Origin of the sequence: Acetatifactor muris, from assembly GCF_024623325.1 — a bacterium.
GTDB classification, from domain to species: domain Bacteria; phylum Bacillota; class Clostridia; order Lachnospirales; family Lachnospiraceae; genus Acetatifactor; species Acetatifactor muris.
Map to the genome: position 1 here is coordinate 39535 of NZ_JANJZD010000011.1, position 10953 is coordinate 50487.

10 protein-coding genes are annotated in these 10953 nt (G+C 50.0%); 4 read left to right on the forward strand and 6 right to left on the reverse strand.

What is annotated here, in order from left to right:
• Positions 1-70: 70 nt before the first annotated feature.
• On the reverse strand, positions 71-946 hold the full coding sequence (locus NSB25_RS12060) for a helix-turn-helix domain-containing protein (protein WP_172455111.1): 876 nt from the start codon (positions 944-946) through the stop codon (positions 71-73).
• Between the two features lie 406 nt (positions 947-1352).
• Between NSB25_RS12060 and NSB25_RS12065 the strand changes: the two genes are divergently transcribed.
• Positions 1353-1856: a hypothetical protein gene (locus tag NSB25_RS12065; RefSeq protein WP_103239972.1), complete on the forward strand. Its 504-nt coding sequence runs from the start codon at positions 1353-1355 to the stop codon at positions 1854-1856.
• A gap of 507 nt (positions 1857-2363) precedes the next feature.
• Here NSB25_RS12065 and NSB25_RS12070 read toward each other — a convergent pair.
• Complete coding sequence (locus NSB25_RS12070) at positions 2364-3443, reverse strand: hypothetical protein (protein ID WP_146040046.1); 1080 nt, start codon at positions 3441-3443, stop codon at positions 2364-2366.
• A 122-nt stretch (positions 3444-3565) separates the two neighbouring features.
• Between NSB25_RS12070 and NSB25_RS29660 the strand changes: the two genes are divergently transcribed.
• Positions 3566-3757 carry a class I SAM-dependent methyltransferase gene (locus NSB25_RS29660; RefSeq protein ID WP_306817595.1) on the forward strand — a complete coding sequence of 64 codons (192 nt, stop codon included), beginning with the start codon at positions 3566-3568 and terminating at the stop codon, positions 3755-3757.
• The gene (locus NSB25_RS12080; protein ID WP_242982423.1) at positions 3673-3978 is read left to right on the forward strand and encodes a hypothetical protein; all 306 of its coding nucleotides are present in this window, start codon (positions 3673-3675) and stop codon (positions 3976-3978) included. Before NSB25_RS29660 ends, NSB25_RS12080 begins: the two co-directional genes overlap by 85 nt.
• Positions 3979-4020: 42 nt before the next feature.
• Here NSB25_RS12080 and NSB25_RS12085 read toward each other — a convergent pair whose 3' ends face one another.
• From NSB25_RS12085 to NSB25_RS12095, 3 genes are all read right to left on the reverse strand, one after another.
• A complete protein-coding gene (locus NSB25_RS12085) occupies positions 4021-5418 on the reverse strand; it encodes an MATE family efflux transporter (protein WP_103239970.1) in 1398 nt (465 codons plus the stop codon).
• Positions 5419-5515: 97 nt separating this feature from the next.
• Positions 5516-5668 carry a hypothetical protein gene (locus NSB25_RS12090; protein WP_172455110.1) on the reverse strand — a complete coding sequence of 51 codons (153 nt, stop codon included), beginning with the start codon at positions 5666-5668 and terminating at the stop codon, positions 5516-5518.
• Complete coding sequence (locus NSB25_RS12095) at positions 5649-6671, reverse strand: sugar kinase (RefSeq protein ID WP_103239969.1); 1023 nt, start codon at positions 6669-6671, stop codon at positions 5649-5651. The genes NSB25_RS12090 and NSB25_RS12095 overlap by 20 nt, the downstream gene beginning before the upstream one ends.
• 125 nt (positions 6672-6796) lie before the next feature.
• Here NSB25_RS12095 and aroA point away from each other — a divergent pair, with 125 nt between their 5' ends.
• Positions 6797-8800 (forward strand): 3-phosphoshikimate 1-carboxyvinyltransferase, encoded by a 2004-nt coding sequence (aroA, locus tag NSB25_RS29215; protein ID WP_306817596.1) that lies wholly within the window; start codon positions 6797-6799, stop codon positions 8798-8800.
• Between the two features lie 88 nt (positions 8801-8888).
• Here the strand turns inward: aroA and NSB25_RS12105 are convergent, their stop codons facing one another.
• A complete protein-coding gene (locus NSB25_RS12105; protein WP_103239968.1) occupies positions 8889-10919 on the reverse strand; it encodes a beta-galactosidase in 2031 nt (676 codons plus the stop codon).
• Between the last annotated feature and the right edge of the window lie 34 nt (positions 10920-10953).

The window sequence follows — 10953 nt, forward strand, 5'->3', positions numbered from 1 at the left end:
ATATTTCCGACATTTTCTTATTGAAACCGCCCCAAATCCCTGTCACCAGAATTCTATGCCTCTTCAGAATTTATTCGACTTTGCCAGGCGGAACTGGAATCGGCTGTTCAGGAAGGAATTGGAACGCCGCTTTCCTTGCCTCACGGATATTCATTGTATGATAGCGCTTAAACTCCCGCATCAGATGTGCCTCATCCGTAAATCCATATCGGTAAACCGCATCCTGCATATCAAAATACCTCTGCCTTACAATATCATTCCACAAAAACTGATAACGTACCAGATTGCTCAACTTCTTTGGCGACATTCCAATATATTCCTGAAACAGTCGTTCCAGATGCCTGCCGCTGACAAAGCTCTCCCCGGATAACCGGGCAATCCCCAATGTACCATAATGGGAAAGAATACCGCATATGGCTCCATCTACTGTCTCGTTATGCCTTCCGGTATTCAGTTTTTTCATAAGAAGTTTTTCTGTGAACTGAATTTTGTCAGTCAGAGTTCCAGGCCAGACCAGTCGGGTCCGCAGCTCTCTGTCCAGCCAGCCGAATCTTTCCCTGACATCATAGTTTCCATTTACGGTTCCGCTGAAAGAATCCTCCGAAAAAACATAGGCGCTCCATGCATAGAAACGAATGGCAAAAACCTCTGTCTCATGTCCTGTTTGCCTCGCATGATGCGCATAAAAGCTTCTGTCATTTATTCCATTGAATCTGGCGATGACAGTATTATCCGTCCTGTCTATACGGTAAATGATATCCACACAGGTATCCGGCACCACGATTTCGGAAGTTCCCGCTGTCCCCCCGCCGTCGCCCTTCTCTTCCCCACTCCAGAAGCATCTGACATAAGGTCGCAACATCTGACAGGGCTCCGTCTCTCTGTAAGAAGCACTGTGTCTGAACGGCGCTGCCGTTAATGGCCGGTATATCGTATTTGCTTTCATCTTCTGCAGGCTCCTTTTCCGAACTTTCATTTCCCCATTTCCGGGCAGGTGGATTTATATTGCATTCACCCTCACAATATTTATGTTATGATATTATAGCATTCATTGAAAAGGGGCTGCAACAGAATTAATGATTGAGTAACTTTTTTGAATATGGTAAAATATAATAAAAGGGGACGGATGCCAATGGAAAATGTAAAAATAACAAACACACCTTATGATGATGTATTCCGCACACTCGCACACTGCTGAACGACTGCAGTTCCCTGATCATTCCCATAATAAATGAAGTGTAACTCTTCCAAATTCTGCCGTTTTATTTTTGAGGCATAATTCATCAACGCCCGATACCCTAAAAGTCAGAATGGTAACACCTGGTGGAACAATAGAGTATGATATCCCAGTGATGAAATCACAGCAGTACACCCTGGAAGAGATTTTTCAGAAAAAGCTTCTGCTGTTGATTCCCTTTTATATCTTTTCCCACGAAACACAATTTTCGGAATATGAGAAAAACAAAACTAAACTAAGACTTTTGCAGGAAGAATATGAGATCATCAAAAGTAAGCTTGAGGAATTCCTGAATCGGGGGATCATCAGCGAATATACAAGATGCACTATTATGGATATGTCCAACAAAGTATTGGAACATATAGCCATAAAATACAATTCTGTCAGGGAAGGAGTGAGCGCGGTTATGGGCGGAAAAGTTCTGGAATATGAAGCTAAAACTATTAAAAGAGAAGGCATCAGAGAAGGTATCAGACAGGGACTTGAACAGGGACTTGAACAGGGAATCATCGGAACCGTTTCCATATTAAGAAATCTGGGAGTCCCAGCCCAGACGATTCTGGTCAAAATCCAGGAGCAGTATCATCTAAGTCCTGAAGCAGCTCAAGCATATCTGTAGATAAGTATAGTTTCCTTAAAACGAAGAAAAGGTGGCGATTATCAGCCATCTTTTGCTTTTTTGCCAAAAACCTGGGCAGATTATGCCCAAATCAGTCACAGCCTGCATGGGGCTGAGTTGTCTATTCCACACAAAGTTGTTGTCACATGGCGTCGAAACCTGTATAATCAAAGCACACGACGTCGAATTCCAACATAAGAAACTGCATTAACTGCAAGGAGATGAGGCTATGGGAATACGAAGTGCAAAAGAAGCCGTCAGAGAGACACGAATACCCCCTGGGACGTTATCTGGAGGGAGCTGAAAAAGCCGGAAGATAAAAACCGGGCGGACAACAGGCTCTATTATCAGGAATGGCTGCTTCAGAGCAGACTTTTCTTCCTCTTTTATAATATCCGTATTTTTATCTTTTTCCAGAACTGATTCCCGGCAGAATTTGTTTCCATTCTCGTTGAAGACAGAACTTGCAAAGCTGCATTGGGGTGACAATAGGGTGTCTTTGATCTATTATAATTGTTCAAGACAGGACCGGATTTCGGCACATACAGCGCGGTCGTTTTCAAAAATCTTTGCAAACAGGCACTTCAGCGTTTCCTGTGTCTCCTTTTGTAAGATCAAATCTGCGGACTGCCGGGTGACGGCATATCCGGTCTCAGGCCCCACTCCCAGCGCCCCCCATATCTTCCATCCGATACCATGTGTTTCATCATTTCCACACGAGATGTACCGTGCAGATAAAATATCTCTCAGCCGACTGTGAATTTCTTTATCTGTGAAAATATCACATAACAGATTTTCGGCTCCGCAGAAGCTTTCCGCCGCATGCCATCTTGCCTCAATCGGCACACCATTGATGCCGCACATCATGCCGGCAACATCCATGGCATTTTCCGGCGTCACATGGTCGAGCACATCCATAATCACACTTTCAAGCGCCGTATGTTCCTCATAGGACAGGGCAGATGCGATGCGTTCCAGGAGCTCTCTGCAGGACATGTCAGGTGCAGTGCTGCCGGTGATGACAATGGCGTCTCGCAGCATGGAATGCCAGTTATCAGGCAGGGCATGAAACTGTGAATCCAGGCCATATACAGTATCACCGTCATAGCCCACTGCAAGAATCCATTCCATTTCGTTTTCCAACCGAAGCAGCGTGGGGAAACCGGCATCCACAGAGCTTTTTATTGCGGAAAGCACCTCTTCCTGTGTACTTGTGCAACCACAGCGCCGCCAGGAAAAACCTGCAAACCGTGCCAGTGCATCCACAAAGTCATCGTCCCAGCGCCAGCCGCTTCGAAATCCGGGCAGGGAATGGGGATTCACGGTGTCATCCCACGGATAATCGAAACCAAACGCCAGTGTCGATGCTGTCAAAAGACAGTGGTAGATGGACTCCTGGTGTCGTTCCAGCAAATGATCGCCGCAGGAGCTGCAATGGATGCAATAACGGCTGTTCGGCGCACACCAATACGGCGTTTCTTCCGTGTATCCGCGCACAATGACCAGCGCAGATGCAAGTGCCGCAGTGAAGCTGTCTGATTCTGCCCCCACCGGAAAAAGTACCTGATGTTCTAAAATTTTTTTCATATTACTGTGTCCATAACCTTTTCTCTCTCGCATTCGCGAAATGCGTTCCACAATCAGAGAATGCATAAATGCTTCCTTTCTTTAGTTTTATATTGCGATTCCCGCTGTTTTATTGGCAAATAATGTATGCCTGTGAAACAACTGGAAAATACCGCCGGAAAACGGTTCTGGACATGGGATTTGGGACCGGGACACTGACCTCCAGGCTATATCAGCAGGGCTGTCATATATGGGGACAGGACTTTTCACAGAAAATGGTGGAGGTGGCCAGAGAGAAGATGCCGTCATTGCAACCTATTCTCTGCATCATGTGACAGACGAACAGAAAATCCGTCTGCTCCGTGAACTTCTGTCCCTTCTGAATCCGGGAGGAAGGATTTATATCGGCGATGTGGCCTTTGAGACCCGATCACAGCTGGAAATCTGCAGAGTCCAGGCCGGGGACGAATGGGATGACGAGGAAATCTATTGCGTGAGCGATGAGTTGAAACCGCACTTTCCCAATTTAAGCTTTACGCGTTCTGAAATCCTGTAAAAGAATTTTAGCCGGGAGTGACATCCATGAGGAAACAGGACTTTAGCCCGCCATATGGCGGGTTAATTTTTTCCCGGCGGCAGGAATGGCAGCGCCTTCCTGTTGCTTCAGCTGCTTCTGCAATTTCCTGTACACATGGAGAAAGGCCGGAATCAGAAACGCATCGGCGAAAATCCATGCGATGGGGCTGCCCAGACAGGCCGCCCGGAAGCCGAATATCGGCACCAGCACAAAGCCCACCAGCCCTCTGGCCAGCATCTCAAACACACCTGCCAGAATGGCAAATCTGGGGAAGCCGATCCCCTGTATCATAAACCGGATGATATTCACCAGTGCCAGCGCAAAATAAAACAGGGTATTTATCACCAGATACATTCTCACATCTCCGATTATCTGCAAAGCTCCTTCGCTGACAAAAAGGCTCGCCAGGGATTCTCCCCAGAAAAATGCGCCAAAAAAGGCAATCACCGAATACCCGGCCCCCAGCAGGATACAGGAGCGCATTCCCAGCCAGATTCTCTCCAGCCTGCCGGCCCCCACATTCTGTCCGCCGTACGTGGCCATGGTGGCCCCCATGGCATCAAAAGGGCAGGCCAGAAATCCACCGATTTTTCCGGCGGCAGTCACCGCCGCAACTGCGTTGGAGCCCAGCGTATTCACCGCAGACTGCAGAATTACGCTTCCGATGGCTGTAATGGAATACTGCAGTCCCATGGGAATTCCCATATTACACAGACTTGCCATCATATGCCCGTTTACCTTCCACTCTTCCCCGGTAATATGCAGAATTTCGAATTTCCTGATGATATACAGCAGGCAGAGCACACCGGACACCGCCTGAGAAATCACCGTGGCCCAGGCCGCACCTGCCACGCCGGACTGAAATCCCACGATGAAGAGCAAATCCAGCCCTACATTGAGCACCGAAGAGCACACCAGGAAGATAACCGGCGTTCTGCTGTCCCCCAGCGCCCGGATAATCCCCGATAAAATATTGTACAGAAATACCACCGGAATACCGGCGAAAATCACCACAATATACCCATGGGAATTGTCGATGATATTCTCCGGCGTCCGCATTGCTGTCAGTATCTGACGGCAAAAAGTCACTGTGGCCGCCGTCATCACCGCCGCGAAAGCAATGGAGAGCCACATGGCATTTGCCACATACTTTCTCATTCCCGCATAATCTCCGGCACCGAATTTATGAGATACCGGAATGGAAAATCCGGTGCAGATTCCCATGCAGAATCCAATCACCAGAAAATTAACGGAGCCTGTGGCGCCCACAGCCGCCAGCGTATCCACGCCCAGGTACCGCCCTACAATCAGTGTGTCCACCAGACTGTAAAACTGCTGAAACAGAAATCCAAAAAGCAAAGGAACGGAAAAGCCCAGAATCAGCTTCATGGGCTGTCCGTTCGTCATATCCTTTGTCATAAGAGCCACGCTTCTTTCCTTTTTCTTAATACCAAGCGCTTATTATAGTCTCGAAAGATGCAGGCGTCAAGGGCAAAATCAAATATTTATACCGGTCTCACATCAGAATCTCTTCAATTTGTGCCCGCTCTCCGTCATTGAATTCCAGATTCTCAATCGTCTTCACATTGTCCAGTATCTGAGAGGCCCTGGAGGCGCCGATTAAGACACTGGTAATATCCCCGTTCCGGTTATCTATCCATCTCCGCAATGCGTCCTGTTGACTTATGTTCTCTGATGATTCCCTCTATCTCATTCAAATCAGTATAAAGCAGATCTCCGGGAACTGTATTTTTCAGAGCGCTGACCGCATTCCCGTACTCCAGGGCACGCTGATACTCTCCCTCCCAGGACAGCAGTCCGTAAAGCACACCGGATATATAGGCATCTCCGCTTCCGATACGATCCACTACCTCGATATCTTTATAGGGCGCCTCCTCATAGAACACATCCTCTTTGGCACTGTAAATCACAGAGCCAAAAGAATGACGCTTCGGGCTGTGTACCACCCGCTGGGTGGAAGCCACAATGGAAATGGGATATTCCTGCGTAAAGCTCTTCATGATGGTTCTGACATCCCCCTCTTTCAGGAAGGTCAGTCTGGCTGTATCCTCAGAGCAGAAAAAAATATCCACATAGGGCAGAATTGATTCGATACATGCCTTCGCCTCGGCTCCGGTCCACAGGTTCCCGCGGAAATTCACGTCAAAGGAAATGATGGTCCCCTGGTCCTTAAAGCGTCTGATCATCTCCACAGCCGTCTCTCTCACCTGGGGACTCAGCGCCAGTGTGATTCCGCTGGTGTGGAAACAGCGGGCCGCGGTATACAGACTGTCGTCATAATCATCCACGGAAATCTTGTTCACGGAAGTGTAATTCCTGTCATAGACAATCCGTGGTTTTCTGGGATATGCGCCGTTTTCATAGTAGTACACTCCCAGCCTGGCATCCCTGTCTTCATCATAGACCAGGTAATCATCGCTGACACCGCAGAGACGGACTCTGTTTTTGATATACATCCCCAGATCGTTGGCGGGAAGCTTGGAAATAATCCCGCAGCGCAGCCCCAGCATGGCAGCGCCGGTGGCGGAATTCAGCTCCGCCCCTCCGGCCTGTTTGCTGAAGCTGTCCCCTCTGGTAATGCGCTCATTGTCCGGCGGCGACAGCCGCAGCATGATTTCTCCCATGGAAAGCAAATCAAAGTCTCTCTTCATCCTCGCACCTCTCTTTTCCCTTCATCACCGAAAATACAAGGTCATTATACAATAAACCAAAAGAGATTGACAGGCTTTCCGGTTAATTTGTATAATGTTTTTGTTCATGAAAGGAGTTTCGAGCTATGTCTGATATGGAAACCTTAAAAGCAAATCTGATTTCCCTGGCCGGGAAATTAAAATATGAGTACAGGGCGGCCACCATCCTTTTCATTCTCGCCATGCTGCTTCTCGCCGCCCTGCTTGTGCTTGTAAAGCCAGGAAAGAGAACGAAATACCGTTTTGTCAGGCTCTCTCTGGGCAATCTGCTGATTCATCTCATGGATGGGTTTGTCACATTTGTAAACACACCGACTCTGGACATGGAGGGCAATATCCTGGTCCGCAGATTCGGTTTCGGGTGGGAAGCTCTGTTTACGGCAAATCTCATCAGCTTTCTCCTCATCGTGCTGATGGCCTGGTATTTCAACCGATATGAATACGAGCGAATTCCATCCCGCAGTCCCTTTGACTATTACATGAAATTATTTTATGGAGAAAACTATAAGCGAAGCTGGTTCTGGTACAAATTCTCCAGAAACTTCCGCCCCAAACTGGCCATGCTCAGCTGCGGAATTTACTGGGGCCTCACCGCGGGCGCGCCGGTGTTCGTCCTCGGATGGCTGAGGCACATGCTCCGGATACAGCGGCCCTCCTGGTGGCACGACACATGGATTTCCTGTTTCCTCGGTATCACAGTTGCCTATCTGAGTATCCTGAAATGGGTATGGACGGGATATCGTCTGTCCATAAATGTTCCTGACAATGCCTATTCTGTTCCATATATATATCCTTCCATCCAGTCCGGGCCGGTCCCCTCAGCCGGTCCGCTTACAGTGAGCGTTCCCGGTTCCAAAAGCATCACCAACCGCGCGCTTCTGCTGGCCACCCTGGCCGAAGGAACTTCCTGTCTGCGCGGCGCTCTCTTCTCCGATGATTCCAGGCATTTTCTCCAGTGTATCCGGGATTTGGGATTTGAAGCGGAAGCAGATGAAGACAACTGTCGTATTGTTGTCAAAGGGCTGGGCGGAAGGATTCCCCGCCAGGAAGCAAAACAGTACGTGGGCAGCGCCGGAACCGCAGCCCGGTTTCTCACCGCCTGTCTCGGCCTTTCTCACGGCGTCTATCATATGGATGCCTCGGAACAGATGCGCAGACGTCCCATGGCCCCCCTGCTGGACGCCCTGGAGGAACTGGGGTGTGAGATTATTTATGAAGCCGGAAGCGCCCGGGGGCATTTCCCTTTCACACTCCGGGCCCACGGCTTCCGGAGAGACAGGATTTCTGTCAACATCGACAGCAGCAGTCAGTTTCTGAGCGCACTGCTCATTGTCTCCTGTCTGTGCGATAGGGACTTCACAATTCAAATCGAGGGCACCCACGGCATGGCCTACATCGAAATGACCCGGAGAATGATGGAGCAATTCCACGTCCGCGCACAGGAGACAACAGAGCGTACTTTTCTGACCAAAGCCGGCCAGCATTACAGGGCAATGGATTACCAAATCGAGCCGGATGTGTCCGCTGCCTGTTACTTTTATGCCATGAGTCCGCTGCTGAATCTCCCCGTTCTGGTAAATCATGTCCATTTTGATTCCCTTCAGGGAGATGTGGCATTTATTGAAATACTGATAAAAATGGGCTGCTCCGCAGAAGATACCCCTCAGGGAATTCTGGTGACACCGCCTGCGGACGGTGTCTTCCACGGCGTTGTCGAAGACATGTCCGCCTGCTCCGACCAGGCCATTACCCTGGCGGCCATTGCTCCCTTCGCAGACAGTCCCACCACCATCACAGGAATCGGGCATATCCGCTTTCAGGAAAGCGACCGCATCCGGGCAATTGTCACAGAACTGACCAAAATGGGAATCTCCTGCAGGAGAACCGATGACAGCATTACCATTTACCCGGGCATGCCCCGGGCCTCCAGAGTGGAGACCTATGACGACCACCGCATGGCAATGGGCTTTTCCCTGGTCGGGCTGAGAAGTCCCGGAATCGTCATTGACAATCCCGGCTGCTGCCGCAAGACTTTCGAGAATTATTTTGAAGTTCTGGATAAAGTAGTCGCGCAGTTTCTCCATGGATGAAAGTCTCAAAAATAAATCCCCCTCTTCCATGCCGTGGCCATATCGCCACCCATGAAAGAGAGGGATCTTTTTATATCAGCAGCCTGCCTCAGGCTGTCTTCACCACTGCCGCACCGTACCTCTGCAGGGTCAGCGTACCCTGCACCTCAGTGTCTGTCACCAGATCCTTCCCCTTTACATCGGAGACCGTCTGTTCCTCCCCGGTACAGTTGAGATAGAATTCATAGCGTCCTTCTTCCCCGCTTCTCACATGATATTCCACACCCCCGGGCAGCTTTCTCACAGGGATTCCCCCATCCGCCAGCATTTTCTCAAAAAGCGGCAGCATCTGCTCCCCGGCGGTTCTGGCTGCCACATAGTAGGCGTTGCCCCTGCCGTGATTTTTACAGGTTACAGCAGCGCTTCCCCCATAGAAGTCATCTGTATAGCGCCCCAGTATCTGCGCATCCTGTACCTGAAGAATCTCCGCATACTCCTTCACTTCCCACTTTGTTCCGTCCGTCATCTGGATTCCGTTTCTGTCTGAAGGATACAGAGAGTCAATCTCCTCGCTGATGATGCCGAACAAATCCTTCAGGCCGTCCCCCGGAAATCCGCCCAGATAGCAGAGCTGATCGGCATTCACATACCCTGTGAAATAAGTGGCCAGCAGCTGTCCGCCTCTCTCCACAAAAGCTTTCAGATTCCCGGCAGTCCCCGGCTGCAGCAGATACAGCATGGGTGCCACCACCACATCATAGGCACTCAGGTCCTCATCGGATCCCACTACATCCATATCCACGCCGAGGCGGAAAAAGGACTTCCAGATATCAATACAGGTCTCCTCGTACTTTTTAGTGGCCTGAGCCAGTGCTTTTACATCCTCGATTGCCCAGCGGTTATCCCAGTCGAACAAAAGTGCGGCCCTGGGCTGAACCAGCGTCCCGGCCACAGGAGCAATCTTTTTCAGCAGTTCTCCCACCTGAGCCACTTCCCGGAACACTCTGGTATCATCGGTGCCAATATGATCTACCACCGCACCGTGGAACTGCTCAAAGGAACCGCGTCCTTTTCTCCACTGAAAATACTGCACGGTATCAGACCCGCCGGCCACAGCCTGCAGGCAGGCAAGTCTGTGTACCCCAGGTCTCTTCACTTTATTTACAGGCTGCCAGTTTACCAGCCCCGGCGCACTCTCCATCATCATGAACGGGGTCCCCCGTTTCAGAGAACGCATCACCGCATGCTGAAAAGCCGTCTCACACATGGTCTCCGCAAACGTTTCCCAGTCGTTGTGGAACAGCGGATAGTTGTCCCAGGAGACCACGTCCAGTTCCGGAGCCATCTTACGATAATCCAGCCCCCCGAACAGACGCATGAAATTCGCTGTCACCGGAACATCCGGCGTCACACTCCGCAGTACGCTGATTTCATGCTTCATGAAGTCATTGGTATTCCAGGTGGTAAAGCGCTTCCACTCCAGATTCAGCCCCATGACACTGTTCTCACCGCTTGCAAAGGGCGGCTCAATCTGGTCAAAGCGGTTGTAACGATGACTCCAGAAAGCAGTCCACCACGCGGCATTCAGTTTGTCGATGTCATGGTCGTATTTTTCGGCCAGATACTCCTGAAATCGCTGTATACACAGGGGACAGAAACACTCCCCGCCGAATTCGTTGGAAATGTGATACATAATCACACCGGGATGAGAGCCCAGCCGCTCTGCCAGCTTCCGGTCAATCACTGTCACTTTTTCCCGGTATTTGGGAGAAGTCATACAATGGTTATGCCTGCCTCCGTGATGCTCACGCATCCCCTGCCTGTTCACACGCATGGCCTCCGGATATGCTTCATCCAGCCAGGCCGGCCGTGCCCCGGATGGTGTGGCCAAAACGGTATAAATACCATTTTGATACAATCTGTCTACAATTTCCTCCAGCCATTCAAAATGGAATTCTCCCTCTCTGGGTTCCAGAACAGACCACGAGAATACCCCCAGTGTGGCACTGTTCATGCCTGCCTTCTTCATCAGGCGCACGTCCTCCTCCAGAATGTCCGGCCTGTCCAGCCATTGTTCCGGATTATAATCACCGCCGTGAATCAAAGCACCTGTCTGCGGAAAAAGCATCTTTTTTTCCATATGTAAGTCTCCTTTATATATTCGTTGTCAGTCC